Raw genomic sequence first — 24,757 nt, 5'->3', positions numbered from 1 at the left:
CACGGCTCACGTGGCCGCCGAACGGCAGGTCACGGACGCAGCCCCGGGTAAGCGTCGGACCTCCTCGTGGGGATGCCCTCGCTCAGTTCTTCCGGTGCCCTATCAGCCGCGGCTTCTGTTCCAGGCCGTCCAGGCCGTGCCAGGCCAGGTTGACCAGATGGGCGGCGACCTCGGCCTTCTTCGGCTTGCGGACGTCGAGCCACCACTGGCCGGTCAGGGCGACCATGCCGACCAGGGCCTGGGCGTAGAGCGGGGCCAGCTTCGGGTCGAAGCCGCGGGCCTTGAACTCCAGGCCGAGGATGTCCTCGACCTGGGTGGCGATATCGCTGATCAGCGACGCGAACGTGCCCGTCGACTGGGCGACCGGCGAATCGCGGACCAGGATGCGGAAACCGTCGGTGTACGTCTCGATGTAGTCGAGCAGCGCGAACGCGGCCTGTTCGAGGAGCTCACGGGGGTGGCCGGCGGTCAGCGCGCCGGTCACCATGTCCAGCAGCTGACGCATCTCGCGGTCCACCACCACCGCGTACAGCCCCTCCTTGCCGCCGAAGTGCTCGTAGACCACCGGCTTGGAGACTCCCGCCTTCGCGGCGATCTCCTCCACCGACGTGCCCTCGAAGCCGCGCTCGGCGAAGAGCGCGCGACCGATGTCCAGCAGCTGCTCACGGCGCTCCGCGCCGGTCATCCGGACCCTGCGCGCCCGCCGCGTGCCCGCGGCGGCGGAAGACTTGCTCTTGCTGCTGCTCGTACTGCTGCTGTCGTCGATCGCCACCCGTCAATGATGCCTTCCCCCGTCACCGCCGCGGGCTACCCCACAGCGGCGGTCTCCTTGCGCCGGGCGTCGATGCGCGACGCGTTCGGCCAGCGGACGTCGTACACCCAGCCCGCCTTCTCGAACCAGCGGATCAGCCGGGCACTGGAATCCAGCTGCCCCTTCATCACGCCGTGCCGGGCACTGGTCGGATCCGCGTGGTGCAGGTTGTGCCAGGACTCGCCGCAGGACAGCACCGCCAGCCACCACACGTTGCCGGAACGGTCGCGGGACTTGAACGGGCGCTTGCCCACCGCGTGGCAGATGGAGTTGATCGACCACGTGACGTGATGCAGCAGCGCCACCCGGACCAGCGAACCCCAGAAGAACGCGGTGGCCGCACCCTGCCACGACCACGTCGCCAGCCCGCCCACCAGCGGCGGGACCAGCAGCGACACCGTCGTCCACAGCACGAACTGGCGCGAGATGGTCCGGATCGCGTCGTCCTTGATCAGATCCGGCGCGTACTTGTGCTGCGGTGTCTGCTCCTCGTCGAACATCCAGCCGATGTGCGCCCACCACAGGCCCTTCATCAGGGCCGGCACCGTCTCACCGAACCGCCACGGAGAGTGCGGATCACCCTCCGCGTCGGAGAACTTGTGGTGCTTGCGGTGATCCGCCACCCAGCGGACCAGCGGACCCTCCACCGCCAGCGACCCCATGATCGCCAGCGCGATCCGCATCGGACGCTTCGCCTTGAACGACCCATGGGTGAAATAACGGTGGAAACCGATCGTGATGCCATGGCAACCGATGAAATACATCGCCGTCATCAGGGCCAGGTCCAGCCAGCTCACCCCCCAGCCCCAGGCCAGCGGCACCGAGGCCACCAGCGCCACGAACGGGACGGTGATGAACAACAGCAGCGTGATCTGTTCGACCGACCGGCGCTGCTCGCCACCCAGCGTCGCGGACGGCGCCGGCCCCCCCGCCCGCCCGGGTGAATCGGTGGAAAGCGGCGCATCTTCTACAGCTTCAGGACCAGTAGTCATGGTGTCCCTCGTCGGGGGCTCGGGGGCACGGCTACGGCCTACGGGACCGTAACCTACGGTCTCGTAAGTATGGCAGTGACACCGCCACGGGCAAGGCCGTGACAGGCCCCACACCACCACCTCCCGCCACGGATGCCCACCCATCGGACGGTGTGATCTGCTGACAGTGGGCAGTCCTATCCTGGGGACGTCGGACAGCGCGGTCCGCAACCCGCCCGCATCAGACCTGCCCACGCGTCGCCGCCACACCCCTCCCCGCGAGCCGCGGAGCGACGCCCCTGATCGCCGCAAGGAGCACCAGTGAGCAGTGCCGACAACACCCCCGTCGAGACCGCGACCACCGAGCCCGGCGAGGCCGCCGGCGTCGCCCTGCGCGCCGACATCCGCCGCCTCGGCGACCTCCTGGGCGAGACCCTCGTCCGGCAGGAAGGCCCCGAGCTCCTCGACCTCGTCGAGCGGGTACGCGCCCTGACCCGCTCCGACGGCGAGGCCGCGGCCCGCCTCCTCGGCGACACCGACCTGGCCACCGCCGCCAAGCTCGTCCGCGCCTTCTCGACGTACTTCCACCTCGCCAACGTCACCGAGCAGGTCCACCGCGGCCGCGAGCTGCGCGCCAAGCGCGCCGCCGAGGGCGGCATCCTCGCCCGCACCGCCGACATGCTCAAGGACGCCGACCCCGAGCACCTGCGGAACACCGCCCGCCACCTCGGCGTACGCCCCGTCTTCACCGCCCACCCCACCGAGGCCGCCCGCCGCTCCGTCCTCACCAAGCTGCGCAAGGTCGCCGAGCTGCTCGACCGGACCGACGCCACCGAGCGGCGCCGCACCGACCTCCGCCTCGCCGAGAGCATCGACCTCATCTGGCAGACCGACGAGCTCCGCGTCGCCCGCCCCGAGCCCACGGACGAGGCCCGCAACGCCATCTACTACCTCGACGAGCTCGCCCGCGGCGCCGTCGGCGACGTCCTCGAAGACCTCGCCGCCGAGCTCGAACGCGCCGGCTCCCCGCTGCCCCCCGGCACCCGCCCGCTCACCTTCGGCACCTGGATCGGCGGCGACCGCGACGGCAACCCCAACGTCACCCCCCAGGTCACCTGGGACGTGCTGATCCTCCAGCACGAGCACGGCATCACCGACGCCCTCGAGCACGTCGACGAGCTGCGCGGCGCCCTGTCCAACTCCATCCGCAACTGCGGCGCCACCGACGAGCTGCTGGAATCCCTCCAGCGCGACCTCGACGTCCTCCCCGAGATCAGCCCCCGCTACAAGCGCCTCAACGCCGAGGAGCCCTACCGCCTCAAGGCCACCTGCATCCGCCAGAAGCTCCTCAACACCCGCGAGCGGCTCGCCGGCGACACCCCGCACGTCCCCGGCCGCGACTACCTCGGCACCACCGAGCTCCTGGACGACCTCACCCTCCTCCAGACCTCGCTGCGCGAACACCGCGGCGGCCTGGTCGCCGACGGCCACCTCGAACGCACCCTCCGCACCATCGGCGCCTTCGGTCTCCAGCTCGCCACCATGGACATCCGCGAGCACGCCGACGCGCACCACCACACCCTCGGCCAGCTCTTCGACCGCCTCGGCGAGGAATCCTGGCGCTACGCCGACATGCCGCGCGACTACCGCCGCAAGCTCCTCGCCAAGGAACTCCGCTCCCGGCGCCCGCTCGCCCCCACCCCGGCCCCCCTCGACGAAGCCGGCGCCAAGACCCTCGGTGTCTTCCGCACCATCCTCAAGGCCAAGGAAACCTTCGGCCCCGAGGTCACCGAGTCCTACATCATCTCCATGTGCCAGGGCTCCGACGACGTCTTCGCCGCCGCCGTGCTCGCCCGCGAGGCCGGCCTCATCGACCTGCACGCCGGCTGGGCCAAGATCGGCATCGTCCCGCTCCTCGAAACCACCGACGAGCTCAAGATCGCCGACCAGCTCCTCGACGAAATGCTCGCCGACCCCTCCTACCGGCGCCTGGTCGCCCTCCGCGGCGACGTCCAGGAGGTCATGCTCGGCTACTCCGACTCCTCCAAGTTCGGCGGCATCACCACCTCCCAGTGGGAGATCCACCGCGCCCAGCGACTCCTCCGCGACGTCGCCCACCGGCACGGCGTACGCCTCCGCCTCTTCCACGGCCGCGGCGGCACCGTCGGCCGCGGCGGCGGCCCCTCCCACGACGCGATCCTCGCCCAGCCCTACGGCACCCTCGAAGGCGAGATCAAGGTCACCGAGCAGGGTGAGGTCATCTCCGACAAGTACCTCATCCCGTCCCTCGCCCGGGAAAACCTCGAACTGACCGTCGCCGCCACCCTCCAGGCCTCCGCCCTGCACACCGCGCCCCGCCAGTCCGACGAGGCCCTCGCCCGGTGGGACGCGGCCATGGAAACCGTCTCCGAAGCCGCCCACGGCGCCTACCGCCGCCTCGTCGAGGACCCCGACCTCCCGGCGTACTTCTTCGCCTCCACCCCCGTCGACCAGCTCGCCGAACTCCACCTCGGCTCCCGGCCCTCCCGCCGCCCCGACTCCGGCGCCGGCCTCGACGGCCTCCGCGCCATCCCGTGGGTCTTCGGCTGGACCCAGTCCCGGCAGATCGTCCCCGGCTGGTACGGCGTCGGCACCGGCCTCAAGGCCGCCCGCGAAGCCGGCCTCGACACCGTCCTCGACGAAATGCACGAACACTGGCACTTCTTCCGCAACTTCCTCTCCAACGTCGAAATGACGCTGGCCAAGACCGACCTGCGGATCGCCCAGCACTACGTCGACACCCTCGTGCCGGACGAGCTGAAGCACGTCTTCGACGTCATCAAGGCCGAACACGAACTCACCGTCGCCGAGGTCCTGCGCATCACCGGCGAGAAGGAACTCCTCGACGCCAGCCCCGTCCTCAAGCAGACCTTCCACATCCGCGACGCCTACCTCGACCCGATCTCCTACCTCCAGGTCTCCCTCCTCCACCGCCAGCGCACCGCCGCCGAACGCGGTGAGGAGCCCGACCCGGTGCTCGCCCGCGCCCTGCTCCTCACCGTCAACGGCGTCGCCGCCGTATCAATTCCGTTCAATTCCCCGTGCGCTACATCGCCGCGAACGCCGCCCCCAGCAACGCCGCTCCCAACAACCCCATCCCCCACGCCGTACGCCGCAGCCGCATCCCCCCGGCCACCACCAGTGCCGCCAGCAACAACGCCCCCGCGAACGGCACCCACGCATGCAGCACCCCCGCCGGCCCCGTCCGCACCGCACGCGACGTCCCCGGCTTCAGCACCACCTCGACCCGCTCACCCTTCTCCGGCGCCGCCGCCTGCGCGATCGACACCGAAGGCCGCGGCCGACCCGTCCCCGCCATCGGCACATACGGGCCCGAACACCGTTCACCCGCACATGCCGACACCGTCAGCACCCCGTGCTCCCGGCCCTTGACCAGCATCGCGTACTTCGCCGTGCTCCAGGACGTCCACACCCCCGCCACCAGCAACAGCAACGCCAGCAGCCCCATCAACCCCGTCCGGGCGACCAGCACCACCCCATAGGCACTCTCACCGAGCCGCCGCCAACGACTGCGTCTGACCGAACGGGTGCGCGTACTGCTTTTGGGCATGGCCGCGATCCTTGGCCATTCACCAGCACCCGGTCAACCTCCGACAACAATTCGTCAGGCCCTGCCCCGACCCGTCCCCTAAAGGTGCTCGATCACGAGTTGTACGTACCCTGCGCCCGCTCCAAACCGTCCACGATCAACGTTTCCACCGCATCCGCCGCACGGTCCACGAAATAGTCCAACTCCCGCCGCTCCGCCGACGAAAAGTCCTTCAACACGAAATCCGCCACCGGCATACGACCCGGCGGACGCCCGATTCCGAACCGCACCCGGTGGTAATCCGCACCCAGCGACTTCGTGATCGACTTCAGCCCGTTGTGACCGTTGTCACCACCGCCCAGCTTCAGCCGCAGCGCACCGTAATCAATGTCCAACTCGTCATGAACCGCCACCACATGCGCCACCGGCACCTTGTAGAAATCCCGCAGCGCGGTGGTCGGCCCACCCGACAGATTCATGAACGACAACGGCTTCGCCACCACCACCCGGCGGCTCGACAACCCCGGCGTACCCAGCCGGCCCTCCACCACCTGGGCCCGCGCCTTGTGCGCCTTGAAACGGCTCCCCATCCGCTCCGCCAAAAGATCGGCCACCATGAAACCGACGTTGTGCCGATTACCCGCGTACTCCGCACCCGGATTACCGAGACCCATCACCAGCCACGGGCTGTCCGCATCCGCCATCTGCACCCTCCTCCAACGGCACGACCGCCGCCCCGCGCCAACGGCACGGGACGACGGTCACCAAAAGAATCACCAGGGCACGCCGGCCCCGGAAGCGAATCAGGCCTCGGCGCCCTCGGCCTCGCCCTCGGCCTCCTCGGCCGGAGCCTCGGCCTGCGCCGACACGACCTGGAGGACGACGGCCTCGTCCTCGACAGCCAGCGACACGCCCGACGGCAGCGCGATGTCCTTCGCCAGCACCGACGTACCCGCGTCCAGGCCCGCGATCGACACCGTCACCGACTCCGGGATGTGCGTCGCCTCGGCCTCGACCGGCAGCGTGTTCAGCACGTGCTCCAGCAGGTTGCCGCCCGGGGCCAGCTCACCCTCGGTCTGGATCGGCAGCTCGACGGTGACCTTCTCGCCCTTCTTCACGGCCAGGAAGTCCACGTGCACCAGGAAGCGGCGGATCGCCTCACGCTGCACATCCTTGGGGATGACCAGCTCGCTCTTGCCGTCGAACTCCAGACGCAGCAGCGCGTTCGGCGTCTTCAGCGCCATCATCAGCGCGTGGCTGTCGATCGCCACGTGCTGCGGCTCCGCGCCGTGACCGTAGATGACACCCGGAACCTTGGACTCACGACGCAGACGGCGGGCCGCACCCTTACCGAAGTCGCTCCGCAGCTCGCCGGAAAGCTTGATCTCGGCCATGACAGCACTCCTCGTATCTCAGAAACATCTGGTGGGCGTCACCCGGCCCACGACAGACCTGCTACGAAGAGCGCGTCGATAACGGACAACCACCCAAAAAAGGCGGCCTCCCTCGCCGAGCAACTCCACGAGTCTACCCGGCAGGAAGGCCGCCCCAAAATGGATCTCAAGCGCCCGGCGGACGCGGGGACCTACCCCGGCCCACGGACGCCGACGATCACTGCTCCTCGAACAGGCTCGTCACCGAACCGTCCTCGAACACCTCACGGATCGCCCGGGCGATGGTCGGCGCCATCGACAGCACCGTGATCTTGTCCAGCTCCAGCTCCGAAGGCGTCGGCAGCGTATTCGTGAACACGAACTCGCTCACCTTCGAATTCTTCAGCCGGTCCGCCGCCGGACCCGACAGCACACCGTGCGTCGCCGTCACGATCACATCCGACGCGCCATTCGCGAACAGCGCATCCGCCGCCGCGCAAATCGTGCCACCGGTGTCGATCATGTCGTCGACCAGGACACACACCCGGCCCTTCACGTCACCGACGACCTCGTGCACCGTGACCTGATTCGCCACGTCCTTGTCCCGCCGCTTGTGCACGATCGCCAGCGGCGCACCCAGACGGTCACACCAACGGTCCGCCACCCGCACCCGGCCGGCATCCGGCGACACCACGGTCAGCTTGTCCCGGTCCACCTTCGCGCCGACGTAATCCGCCAGCACCGGCAGCGCAAAAAGATGATCCACCGGACCGTCGAAGAAACCCATGATCTGGTCCGTGTGCAGATCCACCGTCACCACACGGTCCGCACCCGCGGTCTTCATCAAATCCGCGATCAGTCGCGCCGAAATCGGCTCACGACCACGGTGCTTCTTGTCCTGACGCGCATAACCGTAGAACGGCACGATCACCGTGATGCTACGGGCCGACGCCCGCTTCAACGCATCAATCATGATCAGCTGCTCCATGATCCACTTATTGATCGGAGCCGTGTGGCTCTGAATCAAAAAGCAATCCGCACCGCGCGCCGACTCCTGATAGCGGACGTAGATCTCACCGTTGGCGAAGTCAAAAGCCTTCGTCGGGACCAGGCCGACACCCAGCTGATGCGCGACCTCCTCCGCCAGCTCGGGGTGGGCGCGGCCGGAGAAGAGCATCAGCTTCTTCTCGCCGGTCGTCTTGATCCCGGTCACAGCAAATCTCCTCGAATCACAGTTTGCGTGCGCTCATCACGGTACGCCCCGCACGGCGCACCTTCCCCCAGCTGGCGCTGGGAGGTTCCCCCACTCCGATCACCGCTCGCCGTCCGTCTCCCGGCGAGCGGCCGCAGCAGCCTGCGCGGCGGCACTTCCGGGCCGCTTACGCGCGACCCAGCCCTCGATATTCCGCTGCTGGCCACGCGCGACCGCCAGCGAACCCGGGGGCACATCCTTGGTGATGACCGAGCCCGCCGCCGTATAAGCGCCGTCCCCGATCGTGACAGGAGCCACAAACATGTTGTCCGACCCCGTCCTGCAATGCGAACCAACGGTCGTGTGGTGCTTCGCCTCACCGTCGTAGTTCACGAACACACTGGCCGCACCGATATTGGTGAACTCGCCAATGGTCGCATCCCCCACATACGAAAGATGCGGCACCTTCGTGCCCTCACCCACCGACGCGTTCTTCATCTCCACATACGCGCCGGCCTTCGAACGCGGACCAAGATCCGTGCCCGGCCGCAGATACGCATACGGGCCCACATTCGCGCCCACACCGATCCGCGCACCCTCGGCGACCGTGAAGGAGACCACCGCACCCTCGGCCACCGACGTATCCGTCAGCCGGGAATGCGGGCCCACCTCGGCGCCCGACGCCACATGCGTCGCACCCAGCAGCTGCGTGCCCGGGTGCACCGTCACGTCCTGCTCGAACGACACCGACACATCCACGAACGTCGACGCCGGATCCACCACCGTCACACCCGCCAGCATCGCCCGCTCCAGCAACCGCTCGTTCAGCAGCCGCCGGGCCTCCGCCAACTGCACCCGGTTGTTGATCCCCAGGATCTCCCGGTGGTCCACCGCCACCGCGGCCCCCACCCGGTGCCCGGCCTCACGCACGATCCCCAGCACATCCGTGAGGTACTCCTCACCCTGGCTGTTGTCCGTCCGCACCTTCCCCAGCGCATCCACCAGCAGCCGGGCGTCGAAGGCGAACACCCCCGAATTGATCTCCCGGACCGCCCGCTGCGCCTCGGACGCGTCCTTGTGCTCGACGATCGCCGTCACCGCGCCCGACGCCGCATCCCGCACGATGCGCCCGTAACCCGTCGCATCCGGCACCTCCGCCGACAGCACGGTCACCGCGTTCCCGTCCGCCGCGTGCGTCTTCGCGAGCCGCTGCAGGGTCTCCCCGGTCAGCAGCGGGGTGTCACCGCAGACCACGATCACCGTGCCGTCGAGCACGACACCGCTGTCGCTCAGCTCCTCCAGCGCCGTACGGACCGCGTGCCCGGTACCCAGCTGCTCGTGCTGGACGGCGGTCCGCACCCCGGGATCGACCTCGGAGAGGTGTGCCCGCACCTGCTCACGGGCATGGCCGACGACCACGACGAGATGCTCGGGATCCAGCTCACGGGAGGCGGCGACGACGTGGCCGACGAGGGAGCGGCCGCAGAGTGCGTGCAGGACCTTGGGGGTCGCCGACTTCATGCGGGTACCTTCACCCGCTGCGAGAACGACGACGGCTGCCGGGCGGTTGGCGCTCACGGGGATGCCCTTCGGCTTCTTGGCTACTTCGGGTGGTGGTCACCCGAAGGATACCGGGGCGTATTGCGGGCGAAACGACGGCGGGTCCTGATCTTGCGATCAGGACCCGAACTTTGCTTGGCTCCCCTGCCAGGACTCGAACCCGGACATAAGGCACCAAAAGCCTCAGTGCTGCCAATTACACCACAGGGGATGGTAGGGCGGTTCAAACCGGACATTCCGTCAGGCTGGCCGCTTGGCACCCAACACTATGCCGTACCAGCGGCCTTCGACGCGACGGTATAGCTCCGCGCGCTGGAGAACCCGGAGGGTGGAGCCCGGGTGATCCGTCCGGCGCTGCTCGCCCCCTGCCGCGTCGGCGGATTCGTGGGTCACGGCGCGGCGGGAGGGTGGCGGTCCGGTGGCGTAACACTTCGTAGTCGCGGTGGGTGGGATGAGTGTTCGGCATGGGGGGCAAGGCGGTGGAATGAGTCGAAAATGTGGGCGATTCAACAGTTCGAGGGATAACCGAGGGTAAGGCTGGTATCCGGGCGAGCGGGCGTCCACAAGAGGGCGGAGGAACGGGGGTGGGCCCCCGTAGGCTGGTCGGTATGACCGCGACGGGGGCAAGTGAAGGTGTGGGGGCGCGGGGTGCGCCGATAGGTGGGCCGTGGTGGTGGGCGCGGCGGCGCAGCGCCGTACTGGACGCGTCGCTGGCGGCCGCTTCGACGGTGGAGTGCCTGCTCGAAGGCGCGAGTTTCGCGCATGGGGCGGATCTGCCGGAGCTGCTGGGGATGCTGCTCGGTCTGCTGGTGGGCCCGGTGTTGCTGGTGCGTCGCCGGTGGCCCGTGGTGGTGGTGCTGGTCTCGATAGCGGTGATGCCTGCGGAGATGGGCGGGCTGCTGAGCGTCGTGGGGCTGTACACCCTGGCCGCGTCGGATGTGCCGCGGCGGATCACCGCGCTGCTGGCCGGCATGACGGTGACGGGGACGTTGGTGATGACGTTCCTCAGCATGCGGCAGGACATCGCGTCGCAGCCGGACTTCAATCCGCCGGTGTGGCTGGTGCCGGTGATGGCGCTGGCGCTGGGGCTGGTGCTGACGGCGCCGCCGGTGCTGTGGGGTCTGTACGTCGGTGCGCGGCGGCGGTTGGTGGAGAGTCTGCGGGAGCGTGCGGACGGTCTGGAGCGTGAGCTGTCGCTGTTGGCGGACCGGGCCGAGGAGCGGGCGGAGTGGGCCCGTAACGAGGAGCGGACGCGGATCGCGCGGGAGATGCACGACGTGGTCGCGCACCGGGTGAGCCTGATGGTGGTGCATGCGGCGGCGCTGCAGGCGGTGGCGTTGAAGGACCCGGAGAAGGCGTCGAAGAACGCGGCTCTGGTGGGGGACATGGGCCGGCAGGCGCTGACGGAGCTGCGGGAGATGCTGGGGGTGCTGCGGACGGCCGAGGGGTCGGCGGTGCGGGGTGCCGCCGGGGCGGACGTGCCGGAGCGGCTGGCGGCGGTGGCGTCGCGGGTGCGGGCGCAGGAGGCGGCCGAGGGGGCGCGGGACCGGTCCGCCGTGGAGTCCTCGTCGGCGGTGGAGGGGGATCCGGACGGGCCAGGTCTGGATGACCTGGGGGACCTGGTGGGGCAGTCCCGGGCGGCCGGGATGGTGGTGGAGCTGTCGGTGGACGGCGACGAGGGGGAGTCGTCGCGTCCGCGCTATGCGGCGCGGGTGGAGCGGGCGGTGTACCGCGTGGTCCAGGAGGCGCTGACGAACGTCCACAAGCATGCGCCGGGTGCCCGGGCGCGGGTGCGGCTGGCGCATCGTGAGGGTGAGCTGGCGGTGCAGGTGGAGAACGGTCCGTGTGAGGGCGGGGCGGCGGATGCCGGGTTGCCGAGCGGTGGCAACGGTCTGGTCGGGATGCGGGAGCGGGTGACGGCCCTGGGGGGCGTCTTCGTCTCGGGTCCGACGGACACCGGTGGTTTCCGGGTCTCGGCGGTGCTGCCGACGCCGCAGCCGGCTCCGCACGTCGCGGGCTGACCCGGACGTCCTTTCTGCCCTGCCCTGTGGGCGGGGTGTCTCGTCCGCGGGAGGTGCCGTGGTGCGCCGCCGCGGTCAGTCCGCCCCTTGTGTGGAGAGCCGGCCCGGTCGTGTGCCGAGCACGAGGGTGCCCAGCGCCGTGTCGATGTCCGCGCCGAGGTACCAGTCGCCGGTGTGGTCGAGGCTGTAGACGCGGCCTTCGGCGTCGATGGCGAGGGTGGCCTGGGGGTGGACGCCGTCGTGGGTGGTGAGTTCCTCGCGGCCGAGGGGGGCGACGTCGGTGGCGAGGGCGCGGCCGAGGTCGCCGAGGGTGCGGGCGAGGTGGAGGCCGTGCAGGGGGTCGATGACGAAGGGCGCGGGGGCGATGTGGCGGCCGGGTCCGGGGCCGGCGATGCGCAGGCCGCCGAATTCGGCCCAGGCTTCGACGGCGGCGGGGAAGACGGTGTGGCGGTGGCCGGCGGGGGAGGTGTGGGCGCGGAGGGTGTCGGCCCAGCGTTCGGCCTGCTTTATGTCCCAGCGGCCGGGTTGCCAGCCGGCTTCCTGGAGGGCGACGTCGACGGCGGCGGGGAACCGGGTGGAGTCGGTGCGGCCGGGGCCGGGGGTCCGGTCGTGGGCGGCGTCCCGGGGTCCGGGGGTGGTGGGCGGCATGGTGGCGGTTCAGCTCCCTGTGGGCGTCGCGCCGATCGGCATGACGCCGAAGTGGGCGAGGAGGGCGTCGCAGGAGCGGCAGGGTGGGGCGTAGCTGCCGTGCTGGGGGTCGCCGTCCTCGCGGATGTGGCGTGCGGTGATCTTGGAGTGTTTCAGGGAGCGGCGGGCTTCGCCGTTGGTGAGGGGCTTGCGGGAGGCGCGTTTGCCGCGGTTGGCCTCGACGGCGGTGAGGTGGCGGGAGAGCAGGACGGCCTCGGGACATCGTCCGGTGAAGCGTTCGCGTTGTGCGGTGGCGAGGGTGTCGAGGAAGTCCTGGACGAGCGGGTGCAGCGGCGGGGGCTGTTCGGCCTTGCTGGCGGTGCAGGTGAGGGTGTGTCCGCGTACGGACAGGGCGGCGCCGATGGTGGGGAGGATGCCGTCGCGGCGGTGGTGCAGCGTGGGCGGGCGGTGCGTGTCGGCGGTGCCGCTCCAGCCGATGCGGGGGTCGCCGGCTTCGGTGCCGGTGCCGTGGCGTGCCGTGGTGCTCATCCGTGGTGCTTTCCCTCCCTGCAAACCCCCCGGTTGCGGGGGTCAGCCTGCCAAATGTGCTGGGTGTTCCGGTAGTCGGACGGCCTGTCGCGGTGATCACCACGAGCTGACGGGGTGTCGGTCGGGGGTCAACGGGGCTGGTGGGCGGGGTGGTGTGCGGGGTTCGGGGGTGGTGGGCCGGCGGGTGACGCCGGTGTGTCGCGGGGCTGACGGGCGGGGGGCGTGCGGGCGGAGGGTGAGGTTCCGCGGGGGCGGAGGTGCCGTGTCGCGGGCCCGGGGGGCGGCGCTGACGTGCGGGGCGGGGGCGGCGGAGGGTGTTGCGGTACGGCATAGGCTGTGCCTCAAAGCCAGCTTCAGCCAGGGGGCAACCGCGATGACGACAGGTCGGCCAGGGCTGGGGGTTCCACCCGGCCCCCAGGCGGCGGGACATGCCGCGCCACCGAATGCGGCCTATGCCGGACAGGTCGTGCATTTTCCGGATCCGGTGCGTGCCGCGCGGTATCCCGCGGGAGTGCGGATGGACGGGCGGGGCTTCCCGGAGTTCACGCCGTACGCCCGGGCCGCGGCGGAGATCGCCGAGCCGCCGGAGGGCTTCGGGGTCGACGAGCTGAGGCTGACGGACTACGTGTCGGCGAACGCGGCGCTGCACGCGCAGGGCCATGAGCTGTGGATAGATGTGCCGTCGGTGGCCACGCCGCACGGCTGGACCTGGCACCACGTGGCCGGTACGCGGCGGATGGAGCTGATCCCGGTCGAGGTGAAGGCGCTGCTGCGGCATCACGGTGGGCTGGCGACGGCGGCGGTGGCGCACGACAAGCGCGGGACGCGGCCGTTGCAGGAGACCCGGCCGGCGCACTTCGGGTTGCCGCACCGCGATCTGTCGGTGGGTGAGGAGCAGGTGGTCCAGGCCGAGGAGGCGCTGGGGTACCGGCTGCCGGGTGCGTACCGGTCGTTCGTGAAGGCGGCCGGCGGGTGCGCGCCGGTGGGTGCGGCGCTGGACGCGGAGTTGGGGCTGCTGGTGGACCAGCCGTTCTTCACGGTGCGGGACGACGCGGCGGTCAACGACCTGGTGTACGTGAACAAGTGCCTGCGGGACCACTTCACCAAGGACTATCTGGGGGTGGCGTTCGCGCAGGGCGGTGTGGTCGCGGTGAAGGTGCGCGGTGAGGGGCGGGGTTCGGTGTGGTTCTGCCCGTACGACGATGCGCGGGACCGGGACGGCTGGACGGTGCAGGAGCGGGTGGAGCGGCTGTTGTTGCCGTGCGGGGCGGATTTCGACGATTTCCTGCAGCGGCTGGCGGGTAACCCGCCGGAGCTGGAGACGGTGGCGAACCTGATGGTGGACGGCGGTTTCGCGCAGGCCGTCGCGGTGGGGGGCTGATCGCGGTGGTGACGTTCGCGCAGGCGCAGGAGCGCGCCGAGCGGTGGGTGAACGGCGAGGTGCCGGCGGAGCTCCACCGTGATGTGCGGGTGCGGGAGTTCGACCTGGGTTTCGTGGCCTGGGCGGAGGACCGTGAGGGGGGTCCGGCGTCGGAGGGCGGCCGGGCCCGGATGGTGATCGCGCGGGACAGCGGGGAGACCACGCTGTGGCCGGGGCTGCCGGTGGGCGAGGTGATCCGCCGTTACGAGGAGGAGTACGGCTCGCCGGTGGACGGCGGGTACGGCGCTGCCGAGCCGCCGCCGCAGCGGATCGATCTGGAGGCGACGTCGTTCCTGCTGACGCCGCCGGAGTGGCTGCAGGAGGCGGCGGACGCGATCGGCATCCCGGACCGGCACGGCGGCGCGGGGAGTGCGGGGGAGGGGACCGGCGCGGGTGCCGGCCCGGCGGCCCCGTCGGTGCCGCACCAGGCCGCCGCCCCGCAGCCGTCCGCGACGCCCGCGCCCGCTCCTGCCCCCGCCCCCGCTTCGGGTGCCGGCGACGACACCCCCTGGGCGGCGGCGGACACGACCCATTCCGACGCGGGGGGCGGGGACCGTTCGGTGGGGCTGCCCGCGACGGTCTTCGCGCCGCCGCTGGCCGGTTGCGACGAGGAGGACGCCCCGGTGGCGCCGCGGGCGCGGCCGGACGCCAAGACCGAACTGCTGCAGGGCGGCAGCCAGTTGCCGCGTACCCAGGTCGCGCCGGCGCTGGACCTGCCGTCCGACGGTGCCGGCGGTCCCGGCGCGCCGCTGCCGCCGATGCCGTCCGCGCCGCCGGCCGTTCCGGGGCTGCCGGACCTGCCGCCGCCGTCGGGGCCGCCGGTCGCGGACGTCCCGCCGCCGCCCGGTGTCGCGGCACCGGGCGCTCCCGGCCCCGGCACGCCCCCGCCCGCCCCGCGGGCCGCGGAACCCCCGGCCGCGGGCACGGGCGGGACCGGCGCGGGTCCGTCCGGTGGGCCCGCGGCCGGTGCGCCGGCCGGCGGGTACGTGCCGACGCAGCTGGTCTCGCAGCTGGATGCGGACGGTCTCGATCTGAGTGCGGTGGACGGGCCGGGCGGCGCGGACGGACCCGGTGCGGGTGACGCGGCGGGTTCCGGCGGTACGGGTGCCGGCGGTCCGGGCGGCGGAGTGCACGCCGCGGCGACGATGCTCGCCGACGGGGCGTCGCTGCAGGATCTCGTGGGTGCCGGTGGTGCCGGTGGTGCCGGTGGTCCGGGTGGTGCGGGTGCGGGGCCGGGTGTGCCGCCGCCGCCCTCGCCTCCGGGCGTACCCGGTGTGCCCAAGCCGCCCGGTCCGCCGGGGCGGCCCGGCCAGGGGGCGCACGGCGCTCAGGGCGCGCAGGGGGGCCAGGGTGCGCCGGGCGGTCCGCCGCCGCCCCCGCCGGCGCCCGCCACGGGCGGTGCCTCCGGTGGGGTGCACGCCGCGGCGACGATGCTGGCCAGTGGCGCGGCGCTGCCCGGTGGTCCGGGCGGCCCCGGTGGTCCGGGCGCGCCCGGTGTGCCGCCGGCCGCCGGTCCCGGTGTTCCGCCGCCCGGTGTGCCGGGTCCGCCGCAAGGGCAGTCCGCCCCGCCGCCCGGTGTGCCGGGCCCCGGTGGTGCGGCTCCCGGTGCGTACGGCTACCCGCCGGCGCCCAGTGGTCAGCCGACGGTCGGCCCGGGCTACATGGCGGTGCTGAGCTATCGCGCCCCGGACGGTTCGGAGCAGAAGATCGTGCGCCGCTCGGCGCCCGGTACGCCGCATCCGGAGTGGCAGCTGCTGCACGAGCTGCGCGGGATGAACGTCCCGCCGCAGCAGGTGCTGGAGCTGCACACCGAGCTGGAGTGCTGTGATCTGCCGGGCGGCTACTGCGCGCGGATGATCCGGGACAACTGGCCGCAGGTGCGGATCAGCCACACCGCCGCGTACGGCCGGGACCACGCCTCGCGTCAGCAGGGTGTGCGTCATCTCGTCGAGCACCAGGGCGAGTTGCACCAGGTCGCGGACGGTCCGGCGCGGCCGGCCCCGGTGCGGGTGCCGTTGCCGCATCCGTCGCAGGTGCCGCCGGTTCCGCCGGTGCCGCCGCAGGTGATCGGGCAGGAGCTGGAGCAGTCCTTCGGGCCGCAGGGCATCTTCCGGTTCGACCAGCGGGCGGTCTCCCGGCACGGCGTGCCCGACGTGGTGGCGCAGATGCTGGTGTGGGCCGGGCTGCCGGTGGACTTCGGGCCGTTCTTCTGGGCGCAGGCGCAGCCGGGCCGTCCGGTGCCGACGCTGGCGGAGCTGGCGGCGGAGCGCGGGGTGCAGCCGGCGTCGGACGCCGGGTCGTACCTGGTGATGGGCAACGACTTCGGCCGTCAGCTGTGCGTCCAGTACGGGACCGCGAACATCGTGGCGGTGCCGATGGAGGCCGGTCCGGGCGGTCAGCCGGCCGCGCCGCAGTTCGTGAACTCCGGGCTGCCGGAGTTCGTGCGCTGTCTGGCGATGCTGGGCCGGATGTGGCGGCTGCGGTACGGGCTCACGCCGGAGCAGGCGGGCCGCTGGACGGTGGACTTCCAGGCGCAGCTGGTGGCGCTGGATCCGCCGGCGCTCGGTTCGCCGGAGACCTGGTGGTCGGTGCTGCTGGAGCAGATGTGGGACGGCCTGCTGTAACGGGCGCTCCCGGCTAGGGCGGGGGCGCTCGACCTGCGGGCCGGGCCCGGCGCCCTGACCATGCCTGTATGGGCCGTCCGATCCCCCCGTCGTGGCCGTCGCCGTGGCCTGCCTCGTCGACGACGCTGTACCGGGCGCGGCGGCCGCCGTGGTGGCACCGGCGGCGGATCGACCGTTCGCTGCCGCCCCGGCGCCCGCCGCGGCGCCGGGGGACGGGGCCCCGGTCGTCCCGGCTGTCCTGGCTGAGGTGGCTGCTGGTGGCGCTGCTGGTGCTGGTCCTGCTGGTGGTGGCGGGCGGGGCGGGGCTGTATGTGCGGGCGGGGCGGCAGCTGCAGCACGTCGATGCGCTGGGTGACTACGCGGGGCGGCCGGCCGCGGGCCGGGGCACGAACTGGCTGCTGGTCGGTTCGGACAGCCGGGCCGAGCTGACCCCACAGCAGCGCAAGGAGCTGCACGTCGGCAACAACCAGGTGCGGAACACCGACACGATCATGGTGCTGCACTACGGCGAGCACGGTCCCTCGCTGGTCAGCCTGCCGCGTGACAGTTACGTGCCGGTGCCGGGGTACGGCAGCCGGAAGATCAACGAGGCATACGCGGACGGCGGCCCGCGGCTGCTCACCCGGACGGTGGAGCAGGCGACGGGGCTGCGGATCGACCGCTACGCGGAGGTCAACTTCCTGGGGCTGGTGCAGGTGGTGGACGCGCTGCCGGACGGCGTGCGGCTGTGTCTGGAGCGGCCGCTGCGGGACGAGAGGTCGGGGGCGGACTTCCCGGCCGGCTGCCGGCGGATGAACGGCACCCAGGCGCTGGCGTACGTCCGGGCGCGGTATGCCGACCCGCAGGGGGACCTCGGACGGGTGAAGCGGCAGCGCCGGCTGATCGGTGCGCTGGCGGACGGGATGACGGACTCCCGGGTGCTGCTCGATCCGTTCCGGCTGCGGCGGGTGCTGGATGTGTCGGTGGCGGCGCTGAGGGTGGATCAGCAGGCCGGAATGGCGCAGTTGCTGGACATGGGCTGGGCGATGAAGCGGCTCGCGGGCGGGAGCGGGGCGGCGACGACGGTGCCGGTGCGGCAGCCGGGGGTGATGGTGGCCGGGGCCGGGTCGGTACTGCTGTGGGACGAAAACGGGGCGAGCCGGTTGTTCCGGGCGTTGCGCCACGATGATCCAATTCCGACTTCTGTCGATAAATAACGCATCCTGGTGCAGTGGGTCGGCCGGAGGGTCGCGAGGACGCCGCCGCCGGCCGGTCCGAGGAGAAGTGCGCGCAACTGCACAGAGGGGCTTGAGGGATGAGTGCATCGGTTTCGCCTCACGGGTTCGAGATCGTACGGGGCCGTGGGTACCGGCCGGAGGATGTGGACCGCCGCTTCGAGGGGCTCTCCATCGACCGTGACTCCTGCTGGGAGCGGGCCGCGCGGCTCACCGTCCTGGGCAACGAGATGGAGGCCGAACTCGCCGAGCTGCGGCTCTATCTGGCCAAGCTGCCCCCGCAGACGTACGAATCCCTCGGCAGCGAGGCCCGGTTGATCCTGACCACGGCGGAGTCCGAGGCGGCGCGGCTGCGCGCGGAGGCCGAGGAGGCCGCCGAGCAGGAGCGGGACGCGGCCGACGCGCACGCCAAGAAGGTCCGGGAGTCGGCGGACAAGGCGGCGTCCGTGCTGCGCGCCGACGCCGACGAACGGGCCCGGCACACCGAGGAGGTGGCCCGGGACAACGCCACGAAGCTGGTGGCGACGGCGTCCCGGGAGGCCGGGCAGCTGCGCACGGAGGCCGCCGAGGTGCTCGCGGACGTGGTGCGGCGCACCGACCAGCTGCTCGGCGACCAGGAGAAGCGGCAGGCGGAGGAGTGGGACGCGGCCGGGCGGGAGATCGCCGAGCGGGAGGCGGCGCTGGACCGGCTGGTGGCCGAGCTGGACGAGCGGGGCCAGGCGCTGCTCGCCGACGAGCGCCGGCGCTACGCCCAGGCCGAGGAGGCCGCCCGGCACCACCAGGAGGCCGCCGAGGACCAGGCCGCCGAACTGCTGGCGCAGGCCCGGGTCGCGGCGGAGCGCGTCGAGCGGTCCACGGAGCGGGTGCTGCGGGAGCACGACGAGGAGCGCGAGGAGCTCCGTTCCCACATGGCGCACGTCCGCAACAGCCTGGCGGCGCTGACCGGGAAGGCCCCGGTGCCGGAGGACGACCGCCCGGCGGCCGGCCCCTTCGGCCCCGACGAGGAGGACACCGTGGAGAGCCAGCTGCCGCGCCAGGCCGGCGGCTGACCCGCAAGGGTTCCGGCCCGGCTACTTCCCGCCGGGCTCGGCCTCCGCCGTACCGGCGTCCGCGTGCACCGGGAAGCGCCGCGGGGCGAGCAGGAGCAGGGCGAGCACGGCGAGCGCGGCGGCCGTGGCGGCGCCGAGGTAGACATGGCCGACGGTGGTGGCGACCGCGCGGCGGAGGTAGTCGGTGGCGTGCGCGGTGAGCGTGCCGGCGTGCTCCAGGGCGTGCGAGACCGCGTCGAGGTCGCCGGGCAGGCCGGGGCGGATGTCGGCCGGGGCGTCGGCGAGGCGGTCCTTGAGGGTGGTGTTGGCGACGGCGCCGAAGAGGGCGGCGCCGACGGACTGGCCGACCTGGCGGCAGAAGAGTATGGACGCGGTGGCGGTGCCGCGCTCGGCGTAGCCGACGGACGACTGCACGCCGATGATCAGCGGCAGCTGGAAGAGGCCGAGGGCGGCGCCCAGCGCCAGCATGATCAGCGCGGGCTGCCAGGCCGCGCCGGGGTAGGGCAGCAGCGGGAAGGCGAGCAGGATCAGCCCGGCCGCGCCGATGCCGAGCAGGGCGCAGTTGCGGATCCCGAGGCGGTTGTAGACGTGGCTGCTCAGCGCGGCCGAGACCGGCCAGCTCAGGGTCATCACGGACAGCACGAAACCGGCCGCGATCGGGCCCAGGCCCAGCACCGACTGGGCGTAGGTGGGCAGGAAGACGGTGGGGGCGACCATCAGCAGGCCGAGCGCGCCCAGGGCGAGGTTGACCGCGGAGATGGTGCGGCGGCGCCACACCCAGCCGGGGATGATCGGCTCGGCGGCGCGCCGTTCGATCAGGACGGTGGCCGCGGCGCACAGCGCGCTGCCGGCGAACAGCAGCAGGGACGGGGTGGAGAGCCAGGCCCAGGCGACGCCGCCCTGGACCAGGGCGGTCAGCAGCAGCCCGCCGCAGGCGAAGATCGCCAGGGCGCCGGGCCAGTCCACCCGGGGCCGGCCGGCCGGGCCGCCGCTGCGGTCCGCGGCGCGCCGCGGCTCCGTGAAGTGCCGCCCGATCAGCCACAGCGCCACCGCGCCGACCGGCAGGTTGACCAGGAAGATCCACCGCCAGTCCGCGTACGCGGCGAGCAGTCCGCCGAGCGCCGGCCCGGCGACCGCCGAGGTGGCCCAGACACCGGAGAGCTTGGCCTGGATCTTGGGGCGTTCCTTCATCGGGTAGAGGTCGGCGGCGATGGTCTGCACGGTGCCCTGGAGGGCGCCGCCACCCAGGCCCTGCAGCACCCGGAAGGCGATCAGCGACGCCATGTTCCAGGCCGCGGCGCAGGCCAGCGAGCCGGCCAGGAAGAGCACGATGCCGGTGATCAGGATGGGCTTGCGGCCGAAGGTGTCGGAGAGCTTGCCGTAGACCGGCAGGGTGACGGTGACGGCCAGCAGGTAGCCGGAGAACAGCCAGGAGAAGACCGCGAAGCCGCCGAGGTCGCCGACGATCTGGGGGACGGCGGTGGCGATGATCGTGGAGTCCAGCGCGGCCAGCGCCATGCCGAGCATCAGGGCGGCGACGACCGGGCCGCGCCGCCCGGTGCGGGCGTCCCCGGTGTCCGGTGCCGGCGTCCGCGGGCCGTCCGTCCCCCGGTCCGTGGGGCTGTCGCTGCCCCTGGTCGTGCGGCTCATGGGTCCCCCTCCGCTTCCGTGCCACCGTTGTGTGTAGTGGACACCGTTCCCGTCACAGCCTTCCATGCCGGACCGGGATCCGGAACGGGACCGGGCGGTCCGCCCCTGGCCGGGCGCCGTCCGCTCGGTCGGCGGTTTGTCGGCGGTCGGGCGTATCGTGGGCAACCCCCGCCCGTGTGACGCCGCGGGCTGTTCGCGTTGTTCGCCTCGCTTTCTGGGACGGAAGCCTTTCATGAGCCTGACTGGTCTGCTCGACGCCGTCGTACGGGACCCGGCGCTCGCCGAAGCGGTCCGGGCCGCGACCGACGGACGCCGCCCGCACGTGGATCTCGTGGGCCCGCCGGCCGCCCGCCCGTTCGTGATCGCCGCGCTCGCCCGCGAGGCGAAGCGCCCGGTGCTGGCGGTCACCGCCACCGGCCGGGAGGCCGAGGACCTCGCCGCCGCGCTGCGCAGCCTGATGCCGGCCGGCGAGGACAACTCCGTCGTCGAGTACCCGTCCTGGGAGACGCTGCCGCACGAGCGGCTCTCCCCGCGCTCGGACACCGTCGGCCGGCGCCTGGCGGTGCTCCGCCGGCTCACCCACCCCAGCCAGGACGACCCCACCGCGGGCCCCGTCTCCGTCGTCGTCGCGCCGATCCGCTCGGTGCTCCAGCCGCAGGTCAAGGGCCTGGGCGACCTGGAGCCGGTCAGTCTGCGCACGGGCCAGACCGCCGATCTGGAGGAGATCGTCGACGGCCTGGCGGCGGCCGCCTACGCCCGCGTCGAACTGGTCGAGAAGCGCGGCGAGTTCGCGGTCCGCGGCGGCATCCTGGACGTCTTCCCGCCCACCGAGGAGCACCCCCTCCGGATCGAGTTCTGGGGCGACGACGTCGAGGAGATCCGCTACTTCAAGGTCGCCGACCAGCGCTCCCTGGAGATCGCCGAGCACGGCCTGTGGGCGCCGCCGTGCCGTGAGCTGCTGCTCACCGCGGACGTCCGCGACCGGGCCGCGACCCTCGCCGAGCTCCACCCGGAGCTGGGCGAACTCCTCGGCAAGATCGCCGAGGGCATCGCGGTCGAGGGCATGGAGTCGCTCGCACCGGTCCTCGTCGACGAGATGGAGCTGCTGCTCGACGTCCTGCCCAAGGGCTCCATGGCCGTGGTCTGCGACCCGGAGCGGGTGCGCACCCGGGCCGCCGACCTGGTCGCGACCAGTCAGGAGTTCCTACAGGCCAGCTGGGCCGCGACGGCGGGCGGCGGCGACGCGCCCATCGACGTCGGCGCGGCGTCCCTGTGGGGCATCGCGGACGTCCGCGACCGCGCCCGTGAGCTGGACATGATGTGGTGGTCGGTGACGCCGTTCGCCTCCGGCGACATCGGGCCCGGTGCCGACGGCGACGAGGACCTGGCCGGCGGGGACGACGGCGACACCCTCAAGCTGGGCCTGCAGGCCCCCGAGACGTACCGCGGCGACACCCAGCGGGCGCTGGCCGACACCAAGCAGTGGCTCGCCGACGGCTGGCGCACGGTCTACGTCACCGAGGCGCACGGCCCCGCGGCCCGTACGGTCGAGGTGCTCGGCGGCGAGGGCATCGCCGCCCGCCTGGACGCCGACCTCCCCGAGATCTCGCCGGCCCTCGTCCACGTCGCCTGCGGCTCCCTCGACAACGGCTTCGTCGCCCCGCAGCTCCAGCTCGCCGTGCTGACCGAGACCGACCTGTCCGGCCAGAAGGCCGCCGGCAAGGACGGCCAGCGGATGCCGGCCCGCCGCCGCAAGACCATCGACCCGCTCACCCTCGAAGCGGGCGACTACATCGTCCACGAACAGCACGGCGTGGGCCGCTACATCGAGATGGTGCAGCGCACGGTCCAGGGCGCCACCCGCGAGTACCTCCTCGTCGAGTACGCCCCCGCCAAGCGCGGCCAGCCCGGCGACCGCCTCTACATCCCCACCGACCAGCTGGAGCAGGTCACCAAGTACGTGGGCGGCGAGGCCCCGACCCTGCACCGCCTCGGCGGCGCCGACTGGACGAAGACCAAGGCGCGCGCGAAGAAGGCCGTCAAGGAGATCGCGGCCGACCTGATCAAGCTGTACTCGGCCCGGATGGCGGCCCCCGGCCACACCTTCGGCCCGGACACCCCCTGGCAGCGCGAGCTGGAGGACGCCTTCCCGTACGCGGAGACGCCCGACCAGCTCACCACCATCGCCGAGGTCAAGGAGGACATGGAGAAGTCGGTCCCGATGGACCGGCTGATCTGCGGCGACGTCGGCTACGGCAAGACCGAGATCGCGGTCCGCGCGGCCTTCAAGGCGGTCCAGGACGGCAAGCAGGTCGCCGTCCTGGTCCCGACCACGCTGCTCGTCCAGCAGCACTACGGCACCTTCACCGAGCGGTACGGCCAGTTCCCGGTCAGCGTCAAGGCGCTGTCCCGCTTCCAGACCGACACCGAGGCCAAGGCGACCCTGGAGGGCCTGCGGGACGGCGCCGTCGACATCGTCATCGGCACCCACCGTCTGTTCTCCTCCGAGACCAAGTTCAAGGACCTGGGCCTGGTCATCGTCGACGAGGAGCAGCGCTTCGGCGTCGAGCACAAGGAACAGCTCAAGAAGCTCCGCGCCAACGTCGACGTCCTGACGATGTCCGCGACCCCGATCCCCCGGACCCTCGAAATGGCGGTCACCGGCATCCGCGAGATGTCCACGATCACCACCCCGCCGGAGGAGCGGCACCCGGTCCTGACCTTCGTCGGCCCCTACGAGCAGAAGCAGATCGGCGCCGCCATCCGCCGCGAACTGCTCCGCGAGGGCCAGGTCTTCTACATCCACAACCGCGTCGAGTCCATCGACCGCGCCGCCGCCCGCCTCCGCGAGATCGTCCCCGAGGCGCGGATCGCCACCGCCCACGGCCAGATGTCGGAATCCGCCCTCGAACAGGTCGTCGTCGACTTCTGGGAGAAGAAGTTCGACGTCCTGGTCTCCACCACGATCGTCGAATCCGGCATCGACATCTCCAACGCCAACACCCTGATCGTGGAGCGCGGCGACAACTTCGGCCTCTCGCAGCTGCACCAGCTCCGCGGCCGGGTCGGCCGCGGCCGCGAACGCGGCTACGCGTACTTCCTCTACCCGCCCGAGAAGCCGCTGACCGAGACCGCCCACGAGCGTCTCGCCACCATCGCCCAGCACACGGAGATGGGCGCCGGCATGTACGTCGCCATGAAGGACCTGGAGATCCGCGGCGCCGGAAACCTCCTCGGCGGCGAGCAGTCCGGCCACATCGCCGGCGTCGGCTTCGACCTGTACGTGCGGATGGTGGGCGAGGCGGTCGCCGACTACCGGGCCTCGCTGGAGGGCGGTGTCGAGGAGGAGCCGCCCCTGGAGGTCAAGATCGAGCTGCCGGTCGACGCGCACGTCCCGCACGACTACGCCCCCGGCGAGCGGCTGCGTCTCCAGGCGTACCGCGCCATCGCTTCCGCGAACTCCGAGGAGGACATCGCGGCGGTCCGCGAGGAGCTCACCGACCGCTACGGCAAGCTGCCCGAGCCGGTCGAGAACCTCCTGCTCGTCGCCGGCCTGCGGATGCTGGCCCGTTCCTGCGGCGTCTCGGACATCACCCTCCAGGGCGCCAACATCCGCTTCGGCCCGGTCGACCTCCGCGAGTCCCAGGAACTCCGCCTGAAGCGGTTGTACCCCCGTACGGTCCTCAAGCCGGCCGCTCACCAGATCCTGGTTCCGCGTCCCACGACGGCCAAGATCGGCGGCAAGCCGGTGGTGGGACGTGAGTTGCTCGCCTGGGTGGGCGAGTTCCTCACGACGGTTTTGACGTAGCCGTACGTTTTCGGCTTTCCCGCCGTGGGGGTTGCTGTTTCTTCCGCCTTCGGCGGGCGTGGGGGTTGTTGGGCCGGGGGCGCTCGCTTGGTGGGTGGTGCCGGGTGTGGTCCTCCGGGGGCGGGTTTCCGGACTGCTGACGCTTCACGCTCCGCTGGCGCTCCGCCTTCGCTCTGATTAGGCCTTTGGAAGCGAAGCCCGGAAACCCGCCCCCTCCGGCCCACCCCCTGCGGCCGGAATCGCGCCCCTGCCCGGTGGGGAGAAAAGTCAAAGACCAGGGGCTCGGCCGCGCCACGACG

16 protein-coding genes, 1 tRNA gene and 1 pseudogene are annotated in these 24,757 nt (G+C 71.9%); 7 read left to right on the top strand and 11 right to left on the bottom strand.

The window, feature by feature from the left end; all coding sequences use genetic code 11:
- Positions 1–82 precede the first annotated feature (82 nt).
- Together V2J85_RS36235 and V2J85_RS36230 are read right to left on the bottom strand one after the other, a co-directional pair.
- Positions 83–772, bottom strand: a complete 690-nt coding sequence (locus V2J85_RS36235; protein ID WP_261951022.1) for a TetR/AcrR family transcriptional regulator — start codon at positions 770–772, stop codon at positions 83–85.
- A gap of 35 nt (positions 773–807) precedes the next feature.
- The gene (locus V2J85_RS36230; protein ID WP_261951023.1) at positions 808–1,803 is read right to left on the bottom strand and encodes an acyl-CoA desaturase; all 996 of its coding nucleotides are present in this window, start codon (positions 1,801–1,803) and stop codon (positions 808–810) included.
- Positions 1,804–2,103: 300 nt separating this feature from the next.
- Here V2J85_RS36230 and ppc point away from each other — a divergent pair.
- Positions 2,104–4,839: pseudogene (gene ppc / locus V2J85_RS36225) on the top strand (phosphoenolpyruvate carboxylase); the annotation flags it as partial.
- 28 nt (positions 4,840–4,867) lie between these two features.
- On the opposite strand, the gene V2J85_RS41515 reads toward ppc, so the two are convergent.
- The 6 genes from V2J85_RS41515 to V2J85_RS36200 all read right to left on the bottom strand — a co-directional run bounded on the left by V2J85_RS41515 (position 4,868) and on the right by V2J85_RS36200 (position 9,707).
- Positions 4,868–5,254, bottom strand: a complete 387-nt coding sequence (locus V2J85_RS41515) for a hypothetical protein (protein WP_419836866.1) — start codon at positions 5,252–5,254, stop codon at positions 4,868–4,870.
- A gap of 230 nt (positions 5,255–5,484) precedes the next feature.
- Positions 5,485–6,075 carry an aminoacyl-tRNA hydrolase gene (gene pth / locus V2J85_RS36220; protein ID WP_330823895.1) on the bottom strand — a complete coding sequence of 197 codons (591 nt, stop codon included), beginning with the start codon at positions 6,073–6,075 and terminating at the stop codon, positions 5,485–5,487.
- A 99-nt stretch (positions 6,076–6,174) separates the two neighbouring features.
- Positions 6,175–6,765: a 50S ribosomal protein L25/general stress protein Ctc gene (locus V2J85_RS36215; protein WP_261951027.1), complete on the bottom strand. Its 591-nt coding sequence runs from the start codon at positions 6,763–6,765 to the stop codon at positions 6,175–6,177.
- A gap of 217 nt (positions 6,766–6,982) precedes the next feature.
- Positions 6,983–7,957 (bottom strand): ribose-phosphate diphosphokinase, encoded by a 975-nt coding sequence (locus tag V2J85_RS36210; RefSeq protein ID WP_030413455.1) that lies wholly within the window; start codon positions 7,955–7,957, stop codon positions 6,983–6,985.
- A gap of 99 nt (positions 7,958–8,056) precedes the next feature.
- On the bottom strand, positions 8,057–9,514 hold the full coding sequence (gene glmU, locus V2J85_RS36205) for a bifunctional UDP-N-acetylglucosamine diphosphorylase/glucosamine-1-phosphate N-acetyltransferase GlmU (protein ID WP_315975372.1): 1,458 nt from the start codon (positions 9,512–9,514) through the stop codon (positions 8,057–8,059).
- Positions 9,515–9,632: 118 nt separating this feature from the next.
- Positions 9,633–9,707 (bottom strand) — tRNA-Gln (locus tag V2J85_RS36200).
- 397 nt (positions 9,708–10,104) lie between these two features.
- Between V2J85_RS36200 and V2J85_RS36195 the strand changes: the two genes are divergently transcribed.
- Positions 10,105–11,517, top strand: coding sequence for a sensor histidine kinase (locus V2J85_RS36195; protein WP_330823894.1), 1,413 nt, complete (start codon positions 10,105–10,107; stop codon positions 11,515–11,517).
- Between the two features lie 75 nt (positions 11,518–11,592).
- On the opposite strand, the gene V2J85_RS36190 is transcribed toward V2J85_RS36195, so the two are convergent.
- Together V2J85_RS36190 and V2J85_RS36185 are read right to left on the bottom strand one after the other, a co-directional pair.
- Positions 11,593–12,165 carry an SUKH-3 domain-containing protein gene (locus V2J85_RS36190; protein WP_261951030.1) on the bottom strand — a complete coding sequence of 191 codons (573 nt, stop codon included), beginning with the start codon at positions 12,163–12,165 and terminating at the stop codon, positions 11,593–11,595.
- Between the two features lie 9 nt (positions 12,166–12,174).
- On the bottom strand, positions 12,175–12,693 hold the full coding sequence (locus V2J85_RS36185) for a YwqJ-related putative deaminase (RefSeq protein ID WP_330823893.1): 519 nt from the start codon (positions 12,691–12,693) through the stop codon (positions 12,175–12,177).
- Between the two features lie 373 nt (positions 12,694–13,066).
- Here V2J85_RS36185 and V2J85_RS36180 point away from each other — a divergent pair, with 373 nt between their 5' ends.
- The 4 genes from V2J85_RS36180 (at position 13,067) to V2J85_RS36165 (ending at position 19,000) form a co-directional block, all read left to right on the top strand.
- Positions 13,067–14,074, top strand: a complete 1,008-nt coding sequence (locus tag V2J85_RS36180; RefSeq protein WP_330823892.1) for an SMI1/KNR4 family protein — start codon at positions 13,067–13,069, stop codon at positions 14,072–14,074.
- A 5-nt stretch (positions 14,075–14,079) separates the two neighbouring features.
- Positions 14,080–16,737 carry an SUKH-4 family immunity protein gene (locus V2J85_RS36175; RefSeq protein WP_330823891.1) on the top strand — a complete coding sequence of 886 codons (2,658 nt, stop codon included), beginning with the start codon at positions 14,080–14,082 and terminating at the stop codon, positions 16,735–16,737.
- Between the two features lie 257 nt (positions 16,738–16,994).
- Positions 16,995–17,933: an LCP family protein gene (locus V2J85_RS36170; RefSeq protein ID WP_410011315.1), complete on the top strand. Its 939-nt coding sequence runs from the start codon at positions 16,995–16,997 to the stop codon at positions 17,931–17,933.
- A gap of 164 nt (positions 17,934–18,097) precedes the next feature.
- On the top strand, positions 18,098–19,000 hold the full coding sequence (locus tag V2J85_RS36165; RefSeq protein WP_330823890.1) for a cellulose-binding protein: 903 nt from the start codon (positions 18,098–18,100) through the stop codon (positions 18,998–19,000).
- Between the two features lie 21 nt (positions 19,001–19,021).
- Here V2J85_RS36165 and V2J85_RS36160 read toward each other — a convergent pair whose 3' ends face one another.
- Positions 19,022–20,650, bottom strand: a complete 1,629-nt coding sequence (locus V2J85_RS36160; RefSeq protein WP_419836865.1) for an MFS transporter — start codon at positions 20,648–20,650, stop codon at positions 19,022–19,024.
- Positions 20,651–20,882: 232 nt separating this feature from the next.
- Between V2J85_RS36160 and mfd the strand changes: the two genes are divergently transcribed.
- Positions 20,883–24,458 (top strand): transcription-repair coupling factor, encoded by a 3,576-nt coding sequence (gene mfd, locus V2J85_RS36155; RefSeq protein ID WP_261951036.1) that lies wholly within the window; start codon positions 20,883–20,885, stop codon positions 24,456–24,458.
- Positions 24,459–24,757 lie beyond the last annotated feature (299 nt).

This window comes from Streptomyces bugieae (assembly GCF_036352915.1).
GTDB lineage: Bacteria > Actinomycetota > Actinomycetes > Streptomycetales > Streptomycetaceae > Streptomyces > Streptomyces endophytica.
The sequence above is the reverse complement of the archived record's forward strand: the minus strand, read 5'-3'. Positions and strand labels throughout refer to the sequence as shown.